The organism is Paracoccus homiensis (assembly GCF_900111675.1).
Classification (GTDB): Bacteria; Pseudomonadota; Alphaproteobacteria; order Rhodobacterales; family Rhodobacteraceae; genus Paracoccus; species Paracoccus homiensis.
Genome location: NZ_FOHO01000004.1, coordinates 135,127 through 156,671, shown reverse-complemented (window position 1 = coordinate 156,671; position 21,545 = coordinate 135,127). Strand labels below are relative to the sequence as shown.

General features: G+C 63.7%; 22 protein-coding genes. 13 read left to right on the top strand and 9 right to left on the bottom strand.

The window, feature by feature from the left end; genetic code table 11:
* Window positions 1–35 precede the first annotated feature (35 nt).
* Window positions 36–1,112: a DUF475 domain-containing protein gene (locus tag BMX67_RS07510; protein ID WP_090733775.1), complete on the bottom strand. Its 1,077-nt coding sequence runs from the start codon at window positions 1,110–1,112 to the stop codon at window positions 36–38.
* A gap of 282 nt (window positions 1,113–1,394) precedes the next feature.
* Between BMX67_RS07510 and BMX67_RS07505 the strand changes: the two genes are divergently transcribed.
* The 4 genes from BMX67_RS07505 (at window position 1,395) to BMX67_RS07490 (ending at window position 7,268) form a co-directional block, all read left to right on the top strand.
* Entirely contained in the window at window positions 1,395–2,342 is a 948-nt protein-coding gene (locus tag BMX67_RS07505; protein WP_090733774.1) for a DMT family transporter, read from the top strand.
* Between the two features lie 83 nt (window positions 2,343–2,425).
* Window positions 2,426–4,162, top strand: coding sequence for a sigma-54-dependent Fis family transcriptional regulator (locus BMX67_RS07500; protein WP_090733773.1), 1,737 nt, complete (start codon window positions 2,426–2,428; stop codon window positions 4,160–4,162).
* Window positions 4,163–4,343: 181 nt separating this feature from the next.
* Complete coding sequence (locus BMX67_RS07495; RefSeq protein ID WP_090733771.1) at window positions 4,344–6,143, top strand: NAD(P)/FAD-dependent oxidoreductase; 1,800 nt, start codon at window positions 4,344–4,346, stop codon at window positions 6,141–6,143.
* A gap of 69 nt (window positions 6,144–6,212) precedes the next feature.
* Complete coding sequence (locus tag BMX67_RS07490; protein ID WP_090733770.1) at window positions 6,213–7,268, top strand: 2,3-butanediol dehydrogenase; 1,056 nt, start codon at window positions 6,213–6,215, stop codon at window positions 7,266–7,268.
* Between the two features lie 39 nt (window positions 7,269–7,307).
* Here BMX67_RS07490 and BMX67_RS19550 read toward each other — a convergent pair whose 3' ends face one another.
* On the bottom strand, window positions 7,308–7,469 hold the full coding sequence (locus BMX67_RS19550; protein WP_175479835.1) for a tripartite tricarboxylate transporter permease: 162 nt from the start codon (window positions 7,467–7,469) through the stop codon (window positions 7,308–7,310).
* A gap of 503 nt (window positions 7,470–7,972) precedes the next feature.
* On the opposite strand from BMX67_RS19550, the gene BMX67_RS07485 reads away from it, so the two are divergent.
* The 3 genes from BMX67_RS07485 to BMX67_RS19545 are packed head-to-tail and all read left to right on the top strand — an operon-like array spanning window position 7,973 to window position 8,565.
* Entirely contained in the window at window positions 7,973–8,185 is a 213-nt protein-coding gene (locus BMX67_RS07485) for a CoA transferase (RefSeq protein ID WP_090733768.1), read from the top strand.
* Window positions 8,182–8,370 carry a hypothetical protein gene (locus BMX67_RS20040; RefSeq protein ID WP_425438969.1) on the top strand — a complete coding sequence of 63 codons (189 nt, stop codon included), beginning with the start codon at window positions 8,182–8,184 and terminating at the stop codon, window positions 8,368–8,370. Before BMX67_RS07485 ends, BMX67_RS20040 begins: the two co-directional genes overlap by 4 nt.
* 24 nt (window positions 8,371–8,394) lie before the next feature.
* Window positions 8,395–8,565, top strand: coding sequence for a CoA transferase (locus BMX67_RS19545; protein ID WP_175479842.1), 171 nt, complete (start codon window positions 8,395–8,397; stop codon window positions 8,563–8,565).
* 324 nt (window positions 8,566–8,889) lie between these two features.
* On the opposite strand, the gene BMX67_RS07480 is transcribed toward BMX67_RS19545, so the two are convergent.
* The gene (locus BMX67_RS07480; RefSeq protein ID WP_090733767.1) at window positions 8,890–10,017 is read right to left on the bottom strand and encodes an alkene reductase; all 1,128 of its coding nucleotides are present in this window, start codon (window positions 10,015–10,017) and stop codon (window positions 8,890–8,892) included.
* 228 nt (window positions 10,018–10,245) lie between these two features.
* Between BMX67_RS07480 and BMX67_RS07475 the strand changes: the two genes are divergently transcribed.
* The 6 genes from BMX67_RS07475 (at window position 10,246) to BMX67_RS07450 (ending at window position 16,855) form a co-directional block, all read left to right on the top strand.
* Window positions 10,246–11,412, top strand: coding sequence for a M24 family metallopeptidase (locus tag BMX67_RS07475; RefSeq protein ID WP_090733765.1), 1,167 nt, complete (start codon window positions 10,246–10,248; stop codon window positions 11,410–11,412).
* A gap of 175 nt (window positions 11,413–11,587) precedes the next feature.
* Complete coding sequence (locus BMX67_RS07470; protein ID WP_090733764.1) at window positions 11,588–13,189, top strand: ABC transporter substrate-binding protein; 1,602 nt, start codon at window positions 11,588–11,590, stop codon at window positions 13,187–13,189.
* 76 nt (window positions 13,190–13,265) lie between these two features.
* Window positions 13,266–14,273 carry an ABC transporter permease subunit gene (locus BMX67_RS07465; protein WP_090733762.1) on the top strand — a complete coding sequence of 336 codons (1,008 nt, stop codon included), beginning with the start codon at window positions 13,266–13,268 and terminating at the stop codon, window positions 14,271–14,273.
* Window positions 14,270–15,169, top strand: a complete 900-nt coding sequence (locus BMX67_RS07460) for an ABC transporter permease subunit (protein WP_090733761.1) — start codon at window positions 14,270–14,272, stop codon at window positions 15,167–15,169. The genes BMX67_RS07465 and BMX67_RS07460 overlap by 4 nt, the downstream gene beginning before the upstream one ends.
* Before the next feature lie 4 nt (window positions 15,170–15,173).
* Window positions 15,174–16,013, top strand: coding sequence for an ABC transporter ATP-binding protein (locus BMX67_RS07455; protein WP_090733759.1), 840 nt, complete (start codon window positions 15,174–15,176; stop codon window positions 16,011–16,013).
* Window positions 16,010–16,855, top strand: coding sequence for an ABC transporter ATP-binding protein (locus BMX67_RS07450; protein ID WP_090733758.1), 846 nt, complete (start codon window positions 16,010–16,012; stop codon window positions 16,853–16,855). The genes BMX67_RS07455 and BMX67_RS07450 overlap by 4 nt, the downstream gene beginning before the upstream one ends.
* A 6-nt stretch (window positions 16,856–16,861) precedes the next feature.
* Here BMX67_RS07450 and BMX67_RS07445 read toward each other — a convergent pair whose 3' ends face one another.
* The 6 genes from BMX67_RS07445 to BMX67_RS07420 form a co-directional block, all read right to left on the bottom strand.
* Entirely contained in the window at window positions 16,862–17,596 is a 735-nt protein-coding gene (locus BMX67_RS07445; RefSeq protein WP_090733757.1) for a fumarylacetoacetate hydrolase family protein, read from the bottom strand.
* Window positions 17,593–18,531: a sugar kinase gene (locus BMX67_RS07440; RefSeq protein ID WP_090733755.1), complete on the bottom strand. Its 939-nt coding sequence runs from the start codon at window positions 18,529–18,531 to the stop codon at window positions 17,593–17,595. The genes BMX67_RS07445 and BMX67_RS07440 overlap by 4 nt, the downstream gene beginning before the upstream one ends.
* Window positions 18,532–18,597: 66 nt before the next feature.
* Window positions 18,598–19,599, bottom strand: coding sequence for a LacI family DNA-binding transcriptional regulator (locus BMX67_RS07435; protein WP_090733754.1), 1,002 nt, complete (start codon window positions 19,597–19,599; stop codon window positions 18,598–18,600).
* Window positions 19,600–19,664: 65 nt separating this feature from the next.
* Window positions 19,665–20,408 carry a siderophore-interacting protein gene (locus tag BMX67_RS07430; RefSeq protein WP_090734035.1) on the bottom strand — a complete coding sequence of 248 codons (744 nt, stop codon included), beginning with the start codon at window positions 20,406–20,408 and terminating at the stop codon, window positions 19,665–19,667.
* Between the two features lie 76 nt (window positions 20,409–20,484).
* Window positions 20,485–20,817 carry a hypothetical protein gene (locus BMX67_RS07425; protein ID WP_175479841.1) on the bottom strand — a complete coding sequence of 111 codons (333 nt, stop codon included), beginning with the start codon at window positions 20,815–20,817 and terminating at the stop codon, window positions 20,485–20,487.
* Between the two features lie 71 nt (window positions 20,818–20,888).
* Window positions 20,889–21,515 (bottom strand): pentapeptide repeat-containing protein, encoded by a 627-nt coding sequence (locus BMX67_RS07420; protein WP_090733751.1) that lies wholly within the window; start codon window positions 21,513–21,515, stop codon window positions 20,889–20,891.
* Window positions 21,516–21,545 lie beyond the last annotated feature (30 nt).

The following is a 21,545-nucleotide window of genomic DNA, read 5'->3' as shown; positions in this document are numbered from 1 at the left end:
TGAAACGGGCGGCCAAAGCCGCCCGCAACCGCGATCTATGCCGCCAGTTGGTGGTCCCGCGCCCGCCGGTTCACCTTGACCGAGGACCACAGCGACAGGCCGATCAGCCCGGCACCGCCAAGCCCGGTGATCACCTCGGGGATATGAACCAGCGATTGCGCGAACATGATGATCGACAGCGCGATGATCGCCCAGAAGGCGCCATGTTCCAGATAGCGGTATTCGGCCAGCGTGCCCTTTTCGACCAGCATGATCGTCATCGAGCGCACATACATCGCGCCGATGCCCAGACCGATGGCGATGATGAACAGGTTCTGCGACAGCGCAAAGGCACCGATCACGCCATCAAAGCTGAAAGACGCGTCCAACACCTCCAGATACAGGAACGCGCCCAGCCCGCCTTGCGCGCCCGCCTTCAGGGCCTGTTGCGAACGATCCAGAAAGCCGCCCAGAACCTCGACCAGAAGGAAAGTCAGCAGGCCCCAGATCGCGGCGTTCATGAACACCTCGCGGTCGGCCTCGCCCAGAAGGCGCGAAAAGCCGATGACGGTCAGCAGGACAACGGCCACCTCGACGCCACGGATGCTGGAATATTCCTGCATCCGCTGTTCCAGCCAGCGCACCCAATGAATGTCCTTTTCCTGATCGAAGAAGAAGTTCAGCCCGACCATCATCAGGAAGGTGCCCCCGAATGCCGCGATCGGCAGATGGGCCTCGTGCATGATATGGGCGTATTCCGCTGGCTTTGTCGCGGCCAGCACCAGCGCCTGCCACGGCCCGATGCCGGCGGCGATGACCACGATCAGCAGCGGAAAGACGATCCGCATCCCGAAGACCGCGATCAGGATCCCCCAGGTCAGAAAGCGGCGCTGCCAGACCGGGGTCATGGTCTTCAGCTTGTTGGCGTTGACGATCGCATTGTCGAAGGACAGCGAGATTTCCAGCACCGCCAGAACCGCGCAGATGAAAAAGATGCTGGCCATGCCGCCGATGGTGCCGGTGGTCTGCCAGCCAAGGACCGCACCCAGTGCCAGACCCAGAAAGGTGACGATGAAGGCCCATTTGAAATATCCCAGAACGGGACGCGCGGGCGCGGAATTGTGGATCGTCATGACATGAAATGTCCTGCGGCGAGTCTCGAATTGGTGCCGACATCACGAATGTGCCGCCGCATTCGCCAGAGGGGCCCGGTCACCGGAGATATACGGCGGAATATGCGCCCAGGCTGGCCGGAAAACAAGCAGTCCACGGCGAAATCGCATCTGCCGTGGCCGCGCGGCATCATCGGCGGACAGGCATGGCTGGCACGGCGGGCAGGATTGGATTAGGCAGGGTCCCAGTGGCCGTGCGCGACCACGGGCCGCACCATGTCGCACGAAGGGAAACTGCCCGGAATGCCCACAGCATCCGACTATCCGCTGCGCGGGATCTTGTTGAAATGCGGCAGCGTGGCCGTGTTCACGGCGATGGCCGCGCTGGTCAAGGCCACATCGGGCCCCGAAATCGGCGTTCCGGCGGGCGAGCAGGTCTTCTTCCGGTCCTTCTTTGCGATCCCGGTGATCCTTGTCTGGCTGATCATGCGGGGTGAGTTGTCGATCGGGCTGCGCACCTTCCGTCCGATGGGGCATTTCTATCGCGGGCTGGTCGGCACGGCGGCGATGGCGCTGAATTTCTGGGGCCTGTCGCTGTTGAGCTTTCCCGAGGTCACCGCGATCGGCTATGCGGCGCCGCTGTTGGTGGTGATCTTCGCCGCGATGTTTCTGGGTGAAGAGGTGCGCCTGTTCCGGCTCAGCATGGTCGGGCTTGGGCTGCTGGGTGTGCTGGTCGTCCTGTCGCCGCAGCTGGGGCTGGGCCATGCGGTCGTGCCGGACCTGACCCGCAGCCTTGGCGCGGTGGTGACGCTTGGCGGTGCGACCTGCGCGGCGCTGGCGCAGATCTTCGTGCGCAAGCTGGTGCAGGACGAACGCACATCGGCGATCGTGTTCTGGTTTTCGGTGACGGCGACGGTGCTGAGCCTGATCAGCCTGCCCTTTGGCTGGGTCATGCCTGATGCGACCACCGCCGCCCTGCTGGTCACGATGGGGCTTCTGGGCGGTGTCGGGCAGATCCTGCTGACCTCGGCCTATCGCTTTGCCGATGCCTCGCTTGTGGCGCCGTTCGACTATACGTCGATGATCCTTGCGGTCGGTATCGGCTGGTTCATCTTTGGCGAGGCGCCCAGCCTTGTCGTGCTGATCGGGTCCGCGCTGGTGATCGTGGCGGGGCTGCTGATCATCTGGCGCGAGCGGCAACTGGGCCTGGAACGCAGCCGCCAGCGTCGGGCCATGACCCCGCAGGGCTGATCCGTAGTTCGCCCATTCGACCAAGATACGACAGATTTTCTGGCCCTGCCGTGTCATAGTTTCCCCAAGGGGAGGAATGGCACATGCAGGTTGGGGCACATGCACAGGAAATAGATCAGGTCCTGAACGGGGGGCTGACCGGGCGCGACGATGTGGTTCGCGACAGCTGGCGACGCTGTGTCGAGACCTGGGGGCTGGACCCGGCGCGACCCTCGCCCGTGCAGGTGCTGACCGAAACCGAGCTGCGCGTCCATCGCGAACAGTCCGAGCGTCTGATCGCCATTGCCCGGTCCGGTCTGGATCATCTGTTCCGGCAGGTGGCAGGCCAGAATTACGTCCTGCTGCTGGCCGATGCGGCGGGCGTGACGGTCGATTTCTTCGGCGACCGCCGGTTCGAGGATGAGTTGCGCGGCGCGGGCCTTTATATGGGCGCGAACTGGTCCGAAAAGCTGGCCGGAACCTGCGGCGTCGGGTCCTGCATCATTACGGGCGAGGCGGTGACGATCCATCAGACCGATCATTTCGACCTGCATCACACGCCATTGTCCTGCACCGCCGCGCCGATCTTTGACACGTCGGGGCATCTGTCGGCGGTGCTGGATCTGTCACTGCTGCGGTCGCCTCAGCCCAAGGCCAGCCAGAATCTGGCGATGTCGCTGGTCACGGCCGCCGCAAGGCGGGTCGAGATGGCGAATCTGATGGCGATGACCCGTCGCGAATGGGTGCTGCGTTTTTCCGCAAGCCCCGAATTTCTGGAGGTCGATCCCGAAGCCGCCGTGGCCGTCGATGATGGGGGCCAGATCATCGGCATGACCCATGCCGCACAACGCCTGCTGGGGCAGGGGGGCGATATTCTGGGGCAACGCATCGACCGGCTGACCGAAATCGGCATCGACGATCTGCCTGAACTGATGCGAGGTCGCCCGACCGAGGAACGGGTGATCCGGCTGTCGGATGGGCGCGCGCTGTTCGGTCATGCGATTGCCCCGCAGAACCCGCGACAGCCGCGCGTTTCGGGACAGTCTTTGCCCGGCGGGCTGTCCAGCCTTGCGGGGGGCGATCCCGGAATGCAACGGCTGCTGGGTCAGGCCGCGCGGCTTGCGCAGACGTCCGTGCCCCTGCTGATCGCGGGCGAGACCGGCACCGGCAAACAGAAACTGGCCCGCGCGATCCATATGTGCGGGACTGCCGAACGCGGTTTCGCGACGCTGGATTGCGCCGCGCTGGACCCGGCCTCGATCCTCGCATTGCAGGATCGCAAGGATCAGGCGGGCACGCTGTTTCTGCGTGGCATCGACGATCTGTCACCGGCCGGTCAGGCCGCGTTGCTGCGGCTGCTGCATGACAGCAAGCTGCGGGTGATCGCCTCTGCCCGTGCCGATCTGGCGGCCGGGGTTCAGGCAGGCGCGTTCCGCAGCGATCTGTATTTCCGGGTCGCGGGCGCGGTTCTGACACTGCCGCCGCTGCGCCTGCGCCGCGATTTCGACGGGCTTCTGGACCGGCTGTTGCGCCAAAGCAGCGCCGATGGCCTGCGCCTGTCGCCCGCTGCCCGCGCCGAATTACGGTCGCGCGAATGGCCCGGCAATCTGCGCGAACTGGGCAGCGCGTTGCAGGTCGCCGCCAGCCTTGCCGAAGGCCCGGTCATTGATGTCACCGACCTGCCCGCCCCCGTGCTGCGTCGGGACGAGGGCGGTGAAGATCTGGAAACGGTTCTGGAGGCCTGTGGCTGGAACATGGCGCAGGCGGCGCGGCGGATGGGGGTGAATCGCTCGACCGTTCTGCGCCGGGCACAGCGTCTGGGCCTGTCGCCGCGACAGTGATCCTGCTGCCCCGCAGCATATCCGGGCCAGACCGTTGCGCGCGATGTTGCACCCCGTTGCGCCTGCAACCGCGATGCACCGAAAGCGCCGCCGCAGCGCAGCATTCGCGCAAAATTCCTAGCCCGGTCTCGGCCCGCGCGGCACGCTGACCCCATCAAGACGCATGATGGGAGGAGATCAGATGCTTGATTCCACGCTTGCCGCGCAGGTGCAGAACCTGCTGGACCGTTTCGGTGCCGCGCTGGAGGCCGGCGATGCGCAGGCCGCCGCCGGGATGTTCGTGACCGATTGCTATTGGCGCGATCTGGTCAGCTTTACCTGGAACCTGCGCACGATGGAGGGCCGGGAGCAGATCGCCGACATGCTGACCGCGCAACTGCCCGCCGCGCGGCCCTCGGGCTGGCGGCTGGATCCCGATGAGATCCCGACCGAGGACGGCGGTGTCGTCACCGCCTGGATCACCTTTGAAACCGCGGTTGCGCGGGGCTACGGGCTGATCCGTATCCGCGACGGGCTGATCTGGACCCTTCTGACCACGATGCAGGAACTGAAGGGCCATGAAGAACCCAAGGGCCGCCGCCGCCCGCTTGGTGCCCAGCACGGCGCAGACAAGCGCCGCGTGACATGGAAGGAATCGCGCGAGGCCGAGGCCGCGCAACTGGGCTATGACCACCAACCCTATACGGTGATCGTCGGGGGCGGTCAGGGCGGTATCGCACTGGCGGCGCGGTTGCGGCAACTGGGCGTGCCGACCATCGTTCTGGACAGCCATGACCGTCCGGGCGATCAGTGGCGCAAGCGGTACAAGTCGCTTTGTCTGCATGATCCCGTCTGGTACGATCATCTGCCCTATATCAAGTTTCCGGACAACTGGCCTGTCTTTGCCCCCAAGGACAAGGTCGGCGACTGGCTGGAAATGTATACCAAGGTGATGGAGCTGAACTACTGGACGCGCAGCACCTGCAAGCGCGCCAGCTTCGATGAGGCGACGGGCGAATGGACGGTCGTGGTCGATCGCGACGGCCAGGAGGTCGTGCTGAAACCGCGGCAACTGGTTCTGGCGACCGGCATGTCGGGCAAGCCGAACGTGCCGAAATTCCCCGGCGCCGAGCGGTTCAAGGGCGAACAGCAGCATTCCTCGCATCATCCCGGTCCCGATGCCTATGCCGGAAAGAAGGTCGTCATCATCGGGTCCAACAACTCGGCCCATGATATCGCGGCGGCGCTGTGGGAACATGATGCCGATGTCACGATGGTTCAGCGGTCCTCGACCCATATCGTGAAATCCGACACGCTGATGGAGATCGGGCTTGGCGCGCTGTATTCCGAAGAGGCGGTCAGCAACGGCGTCACCACCGAAAAGGCCGACCTGATCTTTGCCTCGCTGCCCTACCGGATCATGCACGAGTTTCAGATCCCGCTTTATGACCAGATGCGGCAACGCGACAAGGAGTTCTATGACGGGCTGGAACGGGCCGGGTTCAAGCTGGACTGGGGCGATGATGGGTCGGGCCTGTTCATGAAATACCTGCGGCGCGGGTCGGGCTATTACATCGATGTCGGTGCCAGCCAACTGATCATCGACGGCGAGGTGAAACTGGCCAAGGGTCAGGTGACCGAGATCGTCGAGGATGGCGTGAAACTGGACAATGGCGAGGTGCTGCCCGCCGATCTGATCGTCTATGCGACCGGCTTCGGGTCGATGAACGGCTGGGCTGCGGACCTGATCGGGCAGGAAGTGGCCGACAAGGTCGGCAAGGTCTGGGGTCTTGGGTCGGATACCACCAAGGATCCCGGCCCCTGGGAAGGTGAACAGCGCAACATGTGGAAACCCACCCAACAGCAGGCGCTGTGGTTCCATGGCGGCAACCTGCATCAGTCGCGGCACTATTCGCTGTATCTGGCGTTGCAGCTGAAGGCCCGGATGGAGGGGATCGACACCCCCATCTATCGCGTCCAGGACGTTCATCACCTGTCCTGACATTTCTGCGGTGCTGAGGCCCGCCCGCGGCACCGCCCTTTCAGATACCGAATGACATAGGAGGAACCCATGAAGGCAGCACGCTGGCATGGTGCAAAGGATATTCGCGTCGAAGAGGTGGCCGAGCCGTCGGTCGGCCCCGGTCAGGTCAAGATCAAGGTGGCATGGACCGGAATTTGCGGCAGCGATCTGCACGAATATCTGGCCGGTCCGATCTTCGTGCCGGTGGAACAAGACCACCCGCTTAGCCATGACAAGGCCCCGATCACAATGGGCCACGAATATTGCGGCACGATCACCGAACTGGGCGACGGGGTGGCGGATCTGGCCGTTGGTGACCGGGTGGCGATCGAACCGATCTTTGCCTGCGGCACCTGCGCCGCCTGTCGCGCCGGGAAATACAATCTTTGCGACAGCCTTGGCTTTGTGGGGCTTTCGGGCGGGCATGGCGGTTTTGCGGCCTATTCAGTCGTGCCTGCGGGGATGGCACACAAGATGCCCGACAGCCTGTCGATGGAACAGGGGGCATTGGTCGAACCCGCCGCCGTGGCGCTGCATGCCGTCCGGCTGAGCCAGATCAAGGCCGGCGACAAGGCGGCCGTGTTCGGCGCCGGTCCCATCGGGCTTCTGGTGGTCGAGGCGCTGCGCGTCGCCGGTGCCTCGGAAATCCATGTCGTCGAACCCTCGCCCCAGCGGCGTGAACGGGCGCTGGCACTGGGCGCGACCTCGGCGGTCGATCCGATGGCACAGGATGCGGTGGCCGCCATTCGCGCGGCGACAGGGATCGGCGTCGATACCGCCTTCGAGGTGACGGGCGTGCCCGCGGTTCTGGCGCAATGCATCGATGCCACCAACTTCGAGGGGCAGGTTCTGATCGTCTCGATCTGGGAAAGCGAGGCAGCGTTTCAGCCCAATAGCGTCGTGCTGAAGGAACGGCAGCTGAAAGGCACCATCGCCTATCGCAATGTCTATCCCGCTGTCATGTCGCTGATGACACAGGGCTATTTCAGCGCTGAGCGGCTGGTCACCAAGCGCATCCAGCTAGACCAGATCGTCCAGCAGGGGTTCGAGGCGCTGGTGGCCGAGAAATCGCAGGTCAAGATCTTGGTCGAGGCCCCGGAATAGGCGCACGGTTCCGGCCCCGCACGACACGATGCCGGAACCTCAGGCCGCTTCCCTGCGGTCGCGGCGGGCAGGATATAGCGCCGCGACCAGATCCCGGACCGGATCTGGGCTGCGCTGGAACAGCAGCGGTCCGGGTTGGATGTTCAGCGAAATCAGCATCGCCGCCGTGGTGCCCGTTTCCGGCACATCTAGTGTCAGCAATCGGGATCAGCACACCACCGTTGACGAGTCTTACCCTACGCCTTCAGCGCCAGCTCCAACCAGTCGGCAACATCCTGCGCCTTCATCGTCGCGCATAGCTTTCAGGCGATGGCGTCGCGGCTGTGGTCATCGAACATGCTATCGAGACAGAACCAGACTCAGCCAATCGTCCTAAGATAGGTGAAGCAGGTCTACCAATGTTCGCGGCGCCGGGCGGTCTTGCCACGGAACATATAGGCCGCCCAGATCACCACATGGGCCGGCATAGAGAAAGGCGATATACGAAGGATTCAAGACGAAGTACCGCTGCTCATCGGTGTAATTCACCGCCAGCTCGCGCGGTGTCAGGTCTTCGTGCTTCAGCGCAAGGCCGGTGATACCCTCGCGGACATTGCGAGCGATGCGGTTTCAAAGCGATCCCGGCCTGAGAAGGTCGATCCATCAGGGCATCTGATCCGCTCTCTCCCCAACGGACGCAGCAGTCGGAACAGATTCTGCCTGGAATGCCGATCATGCTTGCTTTGGCACGCCGCCTGCTGGCTGATGTCGATATTCTGGTCAGTAATTTTAGCCGCGGCGCGCTGGCCAAGCTGGGCCTTGAGGCAACGGCGCCGAAGGATCCGAACCCGCGCCTGTTCGTGACCCGAATCAATAGCCATGGCCGCAGCGGACCCTCTGTCGATAGCCAGCCTTCGACTTCATCGCCCAGGCGATGAGTGGCTTCATGGGCGTTTACGGCGAGGCAGACGGCGCCCTGACCTGTGCCGCCGCCCCAGTCAGTGATCTGGTCGCGGTGGTCTGTGCCGAGCCGGGGATCCTGGCCTTGGTTATCGGCGCGACAAGACCAAGCTGGGCCAGGCGGTCGAGGTCGCAAGGGGGACCTCGCATGACCAGGTTCTGACACGGTTTGCGGAAACGCTGGAGCATGGCAGACCCGCGCCGCGACGCGAACCCCAAGCGGATGACCGCGCCCGAGGAACTTCGTGATCTGATCAGTGGCCTCATTGCCAGAAAAAATCGCGATCACTGGCCGACGGTTGCGAACAAGGCTGGCGTGCCTTGCGGTGTGGCACAAGGTCTGGCGCAGGTATTTTAAGTAAGATAAATCAACGTACAGGATATGGTTCTTAAAGCGCCGTGACAGGATCGTTCGACGCAACCGGTGCTGGGCTTTCCAGCGAAATTGCGCGGGACACCCTGTGCGCTGCGTCGGCCCGTCCACAACCGGGCGATGGGGCGGTCGATGTCTTGGCCGAGGCTGGCGACACTCAGGCCCAGATCCGGAAATTTATGGCAAAGGGAAGTGTCCAAGGCCGATGGGCGGGGTGCGACCGCACCGTGCCGGCCTTGCTGGCACGGTGCCTTCGGCCTGGCGGCAGCGAGCGGGGCGGGCTTTGCCCGCCCCGTCCCTCTTCAAGGTTCAGCCCGCTTTGCGATAGGTATTCGGCAGCGTCGGATAATCGGTATAGCCTTCCGCGCCGCCACCATAGAATGTCGCGGGGTCGGCATCGTTATAGGGTCCGTCCTGGGCGATGCGTTCCGGAAGGTCGGGATTGGCCAGATAGCTGCGGCCAAAGGCGATGGCATCGGCCCGGTGATCGCCGACCCACTCGGCCGCTTCGGCCGCCCCGAAATCGCCATTCGCGATGAACGGTCCGCCGAAGGCTGCCTTCATTTCGGCCATCAGCTGGGCCGCTTCGGTCTTGCCATTGCCGTCACTGGTAAAGTCGTTCGGGCGGATCACATGCAGATATGCCAACCCTTTGCCGGACAAGGCGCGCGCGGCCGCGACATAAAGGGTCCGGGGGTCGTCGTCATGACTGCCACCGGGGCCGCCTTGCGGAGACAGTCGAACGCCGACGCGGCCTGCACCCCAGACCGAGATCGCTGCATCCACCGCTTCGACCAGCAATCGGATCCGGTTCTCGACCGAGCCGCCATACTGATCGTCGCGGTTGTTGACCGATGAACGCAGGAATTGGTCGATAAGATAACCATTTGCGCCATGAACCTCGACCCCATCGAAGCCTGCGCGCTTGGCGCATTCGGCGGCGTGACGGTAATCCTCGATCAGGCGGGGGATTTCATCCAGACGCAGGGCGCGGGCTTGCGGATGCGGCAGGGTCGGCCCGTCGGGATGCAGGTCACCCACGAAAGCCTCGCCCTTCGGGGTCCAGGCGCTTGCCGACACCGGGGGCTGCCCGTCCTGAAAGACGTTATGGCTGATCGCACCGACATGCCACAACTGGCAGACGATCTTGCCGCCCGCGTCGTGAACGGCCTTGGTCACCGGCTGCCAGTGATCGATCTGGGCATCCGTGAAGATCCCCGGCGTCCAGGCATAGCCCTGGCCCTCATCGCTGATCTGGGTGGCCTCGCTGATCAGCAGACCGCCCGAAGCACGCTGTGCATAATAGGTTGCATGCAACGAAGTTTGCAGATTGTCACCCGGCGTGGAACGTGACCGCGTCAATGGGGCCATGACGATCCGGTTCGCGATCTGGATGTCACCGAATTTGCCGGGTTGAAACAGGGGGGCATGGGCCATGAGATGATCCTTGGTGGGCTGGTTTTGGCCAGACCAAACCCCTGACAATGTCTCGGGTTCCGCCCGGGGATCAACACCTCGGCGTGAGGATCGGGGTCGGGGGGGACGGCACGGGTAAAACCCGTGCCGGTCGCTGCCGCTAGGCCGGACGCGCCTTCGGCGCGGGGGCGGCGGCTCGACACCGGGGGCGATTTGAACCAGAAAGCCGGAAACGCATGGGGGATCGCGATGGACCTGACACGGGCCTTGGCAGAATTCACACCGGTCGCGGCACCGACGATCTCGGCCGAGGCTCATCTGGCCCGGCTTTCGGCGTTGCAGGTCCATATTCGCACTGTCGGTTTGGCGGGCATCTGGCTGGATGGCAGTACATCGCTGCGCTATTTCACCGGGCTGCGTCTGGGTCAGTCCGAACGTATCCACGGCGCCCTGATCACCGCCAGCGGACCGCCCGTCTATCTGACACCCGTCTTCGAAGCGCCCAAGCTGGACGGCATGCTGATCATCGCGGGCCCCAAGCTGATGTGGCAAGAGGATGAGGACCCATTCGCGCTGGTCGCCGATCATCTGGCCGGGCAGCCGGGCGCGGGGCTGGCGCTTGATCCCGCGACACCGTTCCGCTTTGCGGCGGGGTTCATGCGGGTGATGGCAGGACAGGTCAGCGATGCGGGGGCAATCATCGCCGGGCTGCGCCAGATCAAGTCAGAGGCCGAGATCGCCATCATCCAGACCGCGATGGACGCCAGCTGGCGCGTGCAGCGGGCGGTGCATGCCGGATTGCGCCCCGGCCTTACCACGACCGAGATCGGGCAGTTCATCGACGCCGCGCATCGGGCGTCGGGCCTGAAGCCCCTGTTCAATGCCGTCCAGTTCGGCGAGGCAACCGCCTATCCGCATGGCGTGCCCGATCCCCAGACCCTGCAGGACGGCGACATGGTTCTGGTCGATATGGGCGGCACGCTGAACGGCTATCAGTCCGACATCACCCGCACTTATGTCTTTGGCACGGCAACCCCGCGTCAGCGCCAACTGTGGCAGGTCGAGCGGGCCGCGCAGGCCGCAGCCTTTGCAGCCGCGCGCAACGGCGTCGCCTGCGAGGCCGTCGATGCGGCGGCGCGGGCGGTGATGGTTTCCGCGGGCTTCGGGCCGGGCTATGACGTGCCGGGCCTGCCCCATCGCACGGGGCACGGTCTGGGCATGGATATCCACGAAGAACCCTGGATCGTAAAGGGCAACCAGACCCCGCTGCAACCCGGCATGTGCTTTTCGATCGAGCCGATGCTGTGTGTCTATGGCGAATGTGGGGTCCGGCTGGAGGATATCGCCGTCATGACGAAGACCGGTCCGCGTTGGTTCTGCCCGCCTTCGCAGGATCTGGATCGACCATTTGGGTAAGCAGTCTTTACCTTACGTCGCACTTGCACCTTGTGCAGGAAAGCGGTCTGTCTCATGCGTTGGCAGTAGAACAACTGCCCCCGTCAGGTATATGCCTACAGAATAAGCATCGCGAATCCCCCGTGGAATGACAACGCGATCACAAGTTCAACAGAGAGCGAAAAGGATCATTCGCATGAAATATCTGTCCCGCAGCCTTCTGGCCGTGTCGGCGCTGGCGCTGACCACCGCCGTGGCCGAAGCAAAGACCTTTGTCTATTGCTCGGAAGCCTCGCCCGAGGGGTTCGACCCGTCGCCCTATACCGCCGGTACGACCTTCGATGCCTCGGCGCATCCGATCTATAACCGTCTGACCGAATTCAAGAAGGGCACCACCGAAGTCATGCCCGGCCTGGCCGAAAGCTGGGACGTGTCCGAGGACGGCACCGAATACACCTTTCACCTGCGCGAAGGTGTGAAATGGCAGTCGAATGACAGCTTTACCCCGACGCGCGATTTCAACGCCGATGACGTGATCTTCTCGTTCCAGCGTCAGGGCGATACCGAACATCCGTGGCACCAGTATATTCCGGGCATCACCTATGAATATTACACCGCCATGGACATGCCGAACCTGGTGAAATCGATCGAGAAGATCGACGACTACACCGTCAAGATCTCGCTGAACCAGCCCGAGGCACCGTTCCTGGCCAATATCGCCATGCCCTTCGCCTCGATCGTCAGCAAGGAATATGCCGACACGCTGGCCGAGGCCGGCACGATGGAAGACCTGAACAACCTGCCGATCGGCACCGGTCCGTTCAAATTCGTGGCCTATCAGAAGGATGCGGTGATCCGTTACCAGAAGAACGCCGATTACTGGGGCACCGCGCCCATGATCGATGATCTGGTCTTTGCGATCACGCCCGATTCCGCCGTGCGCCTGCAAAAGCTGAAGGCCGGCGAATGTCACCTGATGCCCTATCCCTCGCCCGCCGATCTGGAATCGATCAAGGGTGACGACAGCCTGAAGCTGGACGAACAGCCGGGCCTGAACGTGGGCTATCTGGCCTATAACACCACCATCGCGCCCTTCGACAATCCGAAGGTCCGCAAGGCGCTGAACATGGCGATCAACAAGGACGCCATCATCGACGCGGTGTTCCAGGGCGCGGCCGAACCGGCCAAGAACCCGCTGCCGCCGACCATGTGGTCCTATAACGACGCGGTCGAGGACGATGCCTATGATCCCGAAGCCGCCAAGGCCATGCTGGAGGAAGAGGGCGTCACCGATCTGTCGATGAACATCTGGGCGATGCCGGTGCAGCGTCCCTACATGCCCAATGCCCGCCGCACGGCCGAGCTGATGCAGGAAGATCTGTCCAAGGTCGGTGTCAGCGCGGAAATCGTGTCCTATGAATGGGGCGAATATCTGTCGAAATCGATGGAAGAGGGCCGCGACGGTGCGGTCATTCTGGGCTGGACCGGCGACAACGGCGATCCCGACAACTTCCTGTCGGTTCTGCTGTCCTGCGAATCCGCCAAGGAAGGCGGCGCGAACCGGGCGTTCTGGTGCAACGAGGAATTCTCGGATCTGCTGCAACAGGCCAAGGTGACCGCCGATCAGGCCGAACGCACCGCGCTGTATGAACAGGCGCAGGTGATCTTCAAGGAACAGGCGCCCTGGCTGACCATCGCACATTCGACCCAGTATGTGCCGATGTCGACCAAGGTGTCGGGCTTCAAGATGAGCCCGCTTGGCGATTTCACCTTCGAGGATGTGGATCTGGCCGAATAAGCCCTCCGCGTCACGTTTGTTGACATACGAACGCGCGGGGCCCAAAACCCCGCGCGTTCTTCAAGGAAAGAGGCGAATGGTCCGTTTCATCCTCTCAAAGCTGCTATATCTGGTCCCGACCTTTCTTGGGATCACCATCATTGCCTTTGGCTTCGTCCGCATCCTGCCGGGCGATCCGGTGCTGTTGATGGCGGGCGAGCGCGGCGTTTCGCCCGAACGCCACGCCGAACTCAGCGCGCAGCTGGGCTTCGACAAGCCCTTCATCATGCAGTATTTCGATTTTCTGGGGCGCCTTCTGCAGGGTGATTTCGGCAATTCGCTGGTCACCAAGAAACCCGTCCTGACCGAATTTCTTGCCCTGTTCCCGGCAACGGTCGAACTGGGCCTGTGCGCGATCATCATCGCCACACTGATCGGCGTGCCGGTCGGCGTTCTGGCCGCGATCAAGCGCGGCAGCTGGTTCGATCAGCTGTCCATGACCACCGCCCTTGTCGGCTTTTCGATGCCGATCTTCTGGTGGGGCCTGCTGCTGATCATCTTCTTTTCGGGCTTCCTAGGCTGGACCCCGGTGTCGGGCCGCATCAGCCTGATGTATTTCTTTCCGCAGGTCACCGGTTTCATGCTGATCGACAGCCTGTTGTCGGGGCAGGACGGGGCCTTCATCTCGGCCGTCAGCCACCTGATCCTGCCAAGCGTCGTTCTGGCCACAATCCCGCTGGCAGTGATCGCACGCCAGACACGGTCGGCCATGCTGGAAGTGATGGGCGAGGATTACGTCCGCACCGCCCGCGCCAAGGGCATGCCGTCGCGCCGGGTGATCGGCGTTCACGCGCTGCGCAATGCGATGATCCCGGTCGTCACCACCATCGGCCTGCAGATCGGCGTGCTGATGGCGGGGGCGATCCTGACCGAAACCATCTTCAGCTGGCCCGGCATCGGCAAATGGATGATCGATTCCATATCGCGCCGTGACTATCCGGTGGTGCAATCGGGGCTGCTGCTGATCGCGGGCATGGTCATGGTCGTGAACCTGCTGGTCGATCTGACCTATGGCCTCATCAACCCAAGGATCCGCGCGTCATGAGCAATTCCGCACAAATGTCGACCGCCGCGATCCGCCGCCAGATGCTGGCCGAGTTCTGGTTCTATTTCCGCCAGAACCGCGGTGCCGTGGTCGGGTTATTTGTCTTTATCCTGCTGGTCCTGACCGCGGTCTTCGCGCCGGTTCTGGCGCCCCATTCCCCCGCGACGCAATATCGCGACGCGCTGCTGCTGCCACCCTTCTGGCAGGAAGGTGGCCGGGCCGAGTTCCTTCTGGGCACCGATGCGGTCGGGCGGGACATGCTGTCGCGGCTGATCTATGGCGCGCAATATTCGCTGTTCATCGGCATCGTGGTCGTGTCCATCGCGCTGTTCGGCGGCATCTTCATCGGGCTGGTCGCGGGGTTCTTCCGGGGCTGGGTCGATGCCGTGATCATGCGGGTCATGGACATCATCCTGGCCTTCCCCTCGCTGCTGCTGGCGCTTGTGCTGGTCGCGGTTCTGGGGCCGGGCCTGACCAATGCGATGATCGCCATCGCCATCGTCTATCAGCCGCATTTCGCCCGCCTGACCCGCGCCGCCGTCATGAGCGAGATGAAGCGCGAATATGTCACCGCCGCCCGCGTGGCCGGTGCCGGCAACATGCGCCTGATGTTCAAGACGATCCTGCCGAACTGCCTTGCGCCGCTGATCGTTCAGGCCACGCTGTCGTTTTCGTCCGCCGTGCTGGATTCCGCCGCGCTTGGCTTTCTGGGCATGGGCGCACAGCCGCCTGCGCCGGAATGGGGCACCATGCTGGCCGAGGCGCGTGAATTCATCCTGCGCGCCTGGTGGGTCGTCACCTTCCCCGGTCTGGCCATCCTGACCTCGGTTCTGGCGATCAACATGATGGGCGACGGTCTTCGCGACGCGCTCGACCCGAAACTGAAGCGGAGCTGATGCCATGTCCCTGCTGACCATCCGCAACCTGACCGTCAAATTCGCGACCGCCACCGGCAGCTTCACCGCCGTGGACGGAATCGACGTGTCCGTCGATCGCAGCGAGGTTCTGGCCATCGTGGGCGAATCCGGGTCCGGTAAATCGGTCTCGATGCTGGCGGTGATGGGGCTTCTGCCCGACACCGCCACCGTCACCGCCGATGAAATGAGCTATGACGGCCAGAACCTGCTGACCATGTCCGCCAACCAGCGCCGCAAGCTGATCGGACGAGAGATCACGATGATCTTTCAGGAACCGATCGCCTCGCTGAACCCGTCTTTCACGGTCGGTTTCCAGATCGAGGAAGTACTGCGCATCAATCTGGGCCTGTCGGGCAAGGCGGCGCGTGCCCGCGCGGTCGAGCTGTTTCAGGCGGTGGGCATCCCCGAACCCGAAGAAAAGCTGAAGGCCTATCCGCATCAGATGTCGGGCGGGCAATGTCAGCGGGTGATGATCGCCATCGCCATCGCCAGCAATCCGCGCCTGCTGATAGCGGACGAACCGACGACGGCGCTGGATGTGACCATCCAGAAGCAGATCCTGGACCTGCTGATGAAGCTGCAAGAGGATTACGGCATGGGCCTGATCCTGATCACCCATGACATGGGGGTCGTGGCCGAAACCGCCGATCGCGTGGTGGTGCAGTACAAGGGCCGCAAGATGGAAGAGGCCGACGTCCTCAGCCTGTTCGAGGCCCCGCAAAGCGGCTATACACGCGCGCTGCTGGCGGCGCTGCCGGAACATGCGACGGGCGACCGCCTGCCCACCGTGTCCGACTTTTTCCAAGAGGAGGCCCCCCGATGACCCCAGTCGTCGAAGGACGCGCCATCGTTCAGAACTATCACGTGCCGGGCAGCATGCTGCGCAAGGCCAAGACCGTCCGCGCCGTGAAGGGCATCGATTTCAGCGTCCAGAAGGGCAAGACGCTGGCCATCGTGGGCGAATCCGGGTCCGGCAAATCGACGCTGGCGCGGATCGTCGCGCTGATCGACGCGCCCTCAGGCGGGCAGTTGCTGATCGACGGTCAGCCGGTCGATATCGCGGCGAAACGCCCCGGCCCCGAGATGCGGTCCAAGGTGCAGATGGTGTTCCAGAACCCCTATGGCAGCCTGAACCCGCGTCAGAAGATCGGCGATGTGCTGACCGAGCCGCTGGTCATCAACACCGATGTGCCTGCCGCCGAACGGCGCGACCGCGCCAAGGCGATGTTGCAGAAGGTCGGGCTGATGCCTGAACATTACAACCGCTATCCGCACATGTTTTCCGGTGGACAGCGGCAGCGGATCGCGATTGCGCGGGCGCTGATGCTGAACCCCTCGCTGCTGGTGCTGGACGAACCTGTCTCGGCGCTGGATCTGTCGGTGCAGGCGCAGGTGCTGAACCTGCTGGCCGATCTGCAGGACGAATTGGGGCTGACCTATGTCTTTGTCAGCCACGATCTGTCGGTGGTGCGCTATATCGCGGATGAGGTGATGGTGATTTCAAAAGGCGAGGCCGTCGAACAGGCCTCGCGCGATGAGATTTTTGCCAACCCCCGACACGCCTATACGCAGCAATTGTTCAACGCCACGCCGGTCACGGATATCGAAGCGATCCGCGCCCGCGTCGCCCGCCGCAAGGCCGCGCGTCAGGGCGCGGCCGTCTAGGGCGGTTCAGGCGAAGCTGACCGAAACCTCGGCCGATCCGGCCGAGGCGCGAACCTCGGTTGCGCCGTTCATCGGAAGGGGTCCGATCCGCGCGCCGGTGATCAGCACATCGCCTCGGCGCAGCGGCAGGCCCTGAGCTTCGGCGTGATCGGCAAGCCAGACCAGAAATTCGATCGCGCCCGACAGCGGTTGGGCAACTTCGGTCACCTCGACCGCCGTGCCGTCATAGGACAGGCGCAGATCCATCTTGCCTTCCAGGGTGCCGTCCCACTCCTCGATCTGGTCGCCCAGAACGATCCCGGCCGAGCTGAAATTATCGGCCATGCCGCTTAGCGGATTTGCGGCGGTGCGGTCGGCAAAGCGCGACGATACCAGTTCCAGTGCCAGACGCACCTCGGCCACGGCGGCGCGGGCGGCGGCGGCGTCCGAACCCGCGGGCAGGTCGGCGCCAAGGATCAGCGCGGTTTCAACCTCGACACAGGCATCCTTGGGCAGCGCGGGACGGGTTTCCCCCCACATGCTGATTTCGCTGCGCGGCATGACGCCGGTGTGGCGGTGACGACCCTCCAGCATCGCGATTTTCCATGCGCCACCCTGACCGAGCCCTGCGATCACCTCGCGCTGGACGGCATAGGCCGCGTCGGTATCGGGCGGGGTCTGGTCCAGATCGGCGGGCCGTTCGGCCCCGTTGCGAACGGCGAGGATGGTTGCAGCGGCGGCTGCGGGGTCGAACTGGCTCATGCTGGGTCCTTGCTGTTGGTCAGATCGGGCATGGCCTCGCGTGGGATGACCGCACCCGGATGCTGCACCACGGTACCCGCCAGCCTGGCGGCGCGTGCAATCGCATCCGCAGGCGTCATGCCACAGGCACGCGATGCGATCCAGCCGGCATTGAAGCTGTCACCCGCGCCGGTGGTATCGGTCGCCGCCACCTTTGGGGGCAGGGCATACTGATCGACCCGGTCCTGCCCGCCGGGGCGATGCAGCACGGCGTCGCCGCCCGTGGTCAACACGATTTCCGCCTTGGTCAGCGCGGTCAGACGGTTGATCGAGGCTTTCGCATCCGCGCAGCCGAAGGCCGCTTCCATATCGTCCTGCGACGGCAGGACAAGCGATGCCAGCGCCGCAGCGCGGCCCATGACCTGCGCCGCCGTGGTCGCGTCGGGCCACAGGATGGGGCGATAATTCGTATCCAGAACTGTCGCCAGACCGGCGCGATGCCGGTGCCGCAGCACGGCGAACATCTGGTCGCGGCTTTCGGGCAGCAGAACCGCCAGCGTGATCCCCGACAGAAAGACCGTTTCGGCACTGGACAGGATTTCGGCGGCGGTCGAACTGTCTTGCAACATGCGCCGGGCAGGGGCCTGATCGCGCCAATAGGTAAAGCTGCGTTCGCCCTGGGCGTCGGTGCTGATAAAGCTTAGCCCCGGTCGCGCGCCCTCCTGCGTTTCGCAGAAATCCTCGATGCCGTCATCGGCCATGACCTGCCGCAGCCACCGGCTCATGGCATCGTCACCCAGACGCGACAGATATCCGACCGAACCCGCCGGCATCAGCCGTGACAGGTAGATCGCACTGTTCAGCGTATCGCCTCCGGCACGACGGTGGAAAACCGACGGGCTATCCGCCCGTGAGGTGAATTCGGCCAGTGGTTCGCCAACGCCCAGAAAACGCATGATCCCTCTTTCATAACGCGGCATCCATCCGCATTTAGAACGATCTAAAACTCGGGCGAGGCGCTGTCAAATCCTACCCGTGCTGTCGCGGACGATCAGTTGGGTTGGCAGGATGCTGCGTCCGGGCCCGATGGACGGGTCGCGCAGACGCCTGCCAAGAAGGGCGGCGGCCTCGTTCCCGATCCTTCGCGGATGAACGGCCACGCTGGTCAGGGCAGGGTGCATCATGCGGGCCAGCGGCAGATCGTCCAGCCCGACGACCGAGATATCGCGCCCCGGCTTGGTCCCTGCCCGGCGCAGACCCAGTATCAGCCCCGCGGCCAGAACGTCGTTGAAGCACAGAACCGCGGTGGCGCGGGTTGCAAGGATTTCAGTGGCGGACTGCTCGGCCGCGTCCCAGGTCAGGTCGGCCTCGATGATCCCGGCATTGCGCGTCCCCGTTTGCGCCAAAGCCTGCGCAAAACCCACGCTGCGTTCCGTCCGGGCCGAGGTATCGGCGGTGACCGATAGGAATGCGATGTCGCGATGGCCCAGATTACGCAGATGCCGCAGCGCCTGAAGGATGCCGTCACGGTAATCGGCCCCCGCATAATCGCCGTGGCCCGGTCCGATTTCCCGCAGCGCCTGAACCAAGGGCAGGTTCCAAAGCCGCATCCGGGTCAGCAGGTCCGGATCGCTTGTCTGGGCGGGGCACAGGATCACGCCATCGACGCCATGCCCGCGAAATCGTTGCAGGATCGCGTCCTGCCGCAGCGGATCATCATGGCTGTCCGCCAGCAGGACAACGCGGTCCTGATCGCCCATGACCTGTTCGACGCCGGAAAGGAACTCGGTGAAAAAAGGGTTCACCAGATTGGGCACGATCAGGCCGATGGTGCGGCTGCTGTTGCTGCGCAGGCGGGCCGCACCGATGTCGCGGACGTAATCAAGCGCGGCCATCGTCCGCTGAACCTTCTCGCGCGTCTCGTCGGCGACAAGGGGCGAGTCGCGGACCACCAGCGACACGGTTGCCCGCGAAACGCCCGCCGCCTTTGCGACCTGTTCCAATGTGACCCGCTGTCGTGCCATCTGCGCCCCGTTCCCGCCTGCCTCTACGGGTTGGCGTTGCGGGGCGATATGTCAAGTCGCGTGGTCTAGTCGATCGACTTGATGCTGGTGTCGGCCTGCCCATTGACCCAGTACCCGGCGGCTTTCATGCAGTCGCGGGGATGATTCCGTTGGGTCAGGAAATATTCGCGCAGGGCTTTGGCGACGGCGGCCTCTGCGGCGATCCAGACAAAGCCGCGCCCCTCGGGGCAGGGCAGATCGGCCACCGCATCGACCGCCACGGCTGGGTCGGTCGGGTCGGCACGATGCAGCCAATGTCCCTGAAGTTCGGCGGCGGTCGTGAAGTTCTGTTCTTCGGCCCGGTCCTGCACCAGTCCCAGCGTGGTGACCTTGGTGCCCGCGCGCATCTCTTCGACCCAGCGGCCCATGGCGGGCAGGGCGGTTTCATCACCGATCAGCAGGTACCAGTCGAAATCCTGTGCGATCACGGCCGATCCGCGTGGGCCGGCAATCTTCAGGCTGTCACCAACCTGCGCGTCGATGGCCCATTGCGTCGCGGGCCCGGCCTGATGCACCGCGAAATCCAGCGTGATCGTCGCGGTATCAAGATCGAAGGCGCGCGGGGTATATTCGCGCATCATCGGCTCGGCCCCGTCCTGATCGAAGACAAGCTTGATGTGATCGTCGGGCGACAGGCTGTGGAATTCCTGCAGATGCGGACCCTGAAGAACAAGCCGGATCATCTTTGGCGTGACGTGGCTTTTCTCGATCACCGTCAGTTCCCGACGGTGGATGTCGAAACGATGGCGGGTGATGACCGGCTGATTCATGGATGCCCCCTGATCGCAGAAACGGTGTTTCACCGCTGATGACAGATCGCGGGCCAAAGCGAAAGCTAATTCCCGATTATTTTACTATGTTTCTTGCGCTGGGTGAGACGACCTCGACACGCCAGCCACCGATCGCGTTGATCTGAAGCCTGTAGGAACCGGCTGCTTCAACAAGATGTTGTCCGGCGCCCCTGCCGCCATGATGAAGGTTCTGGACGACCGCACCGTGACGGTCCAGCAGATAGGCCACGAACACCGCATCGTCGCTGTGAAACCGCAGCACGGACTGCGCCTCGGCGTGAAAGGCGGGCAGCGATTTGCTGCCACTGCCGCTAAAGACGATCCGGTCGTGATCGTCGGGCAGCGGCAGCGCATCATAACAGGCCAGCCGCGCAGGATCGGATGCCACCTTGCGGCACTCGGACAACCCGTCCGAAGCGGACGAAGGGCCTGCGCCCAGGGTTGCCGCCGCCAGCAAAGCTACCAATCGACCGGGCATCCGGTGCAGTTTTCCATATGCACGCCTTCCCAGATGGCAAAGCGGATGTTGTTTGACTCCATCACCGCCTCGGCCATGTCGGCGTTATAGAACTTGGCCTCGGACAGGTTGGCGGCCACGATCCTCGCGCCGACGAACTTGGCCTTGGGGGCCCATGATGCCTCCATGGAAATCGCGGTCAGGTTCGCCCCGCTGAGATCGGCCCCGGCAAGGCGGGTATAGTCCAGATCGGCCCCGGTCAGATCGGCCCCGCGTGCCTTCATGCCCTGAAGCTGGGTCTTTTCGAAATTGACGCCGCGCAGATCCGCGCCGGACAGATCGACCCCCTTCATCGTGGCATGCGACAGATCGGCCCGTGCCAGCTTGGCCCCGCGCAGGTTCGCGCCGCTCAGGTTCACGCCCGCCAGATCGGCATTGCGCAGGTCGATGCCGGGGCAATCCGCGCCGGGCTTCAATTCGCACCCGGCGATGATCGGCGGGCCATCGGGTTTGTCATCGGTATCCATGATGATCGGAAAGCTGCGATCTTCGCGCGTGACATGGGCCTGTTGGGCCGTGGCGGGCATCGCGCCGACCAGCAGGATCGCTGGCAGTAGGGCTTTCAGCATGGTCGCGGTCCTTGGATGTTGGGAATGGAT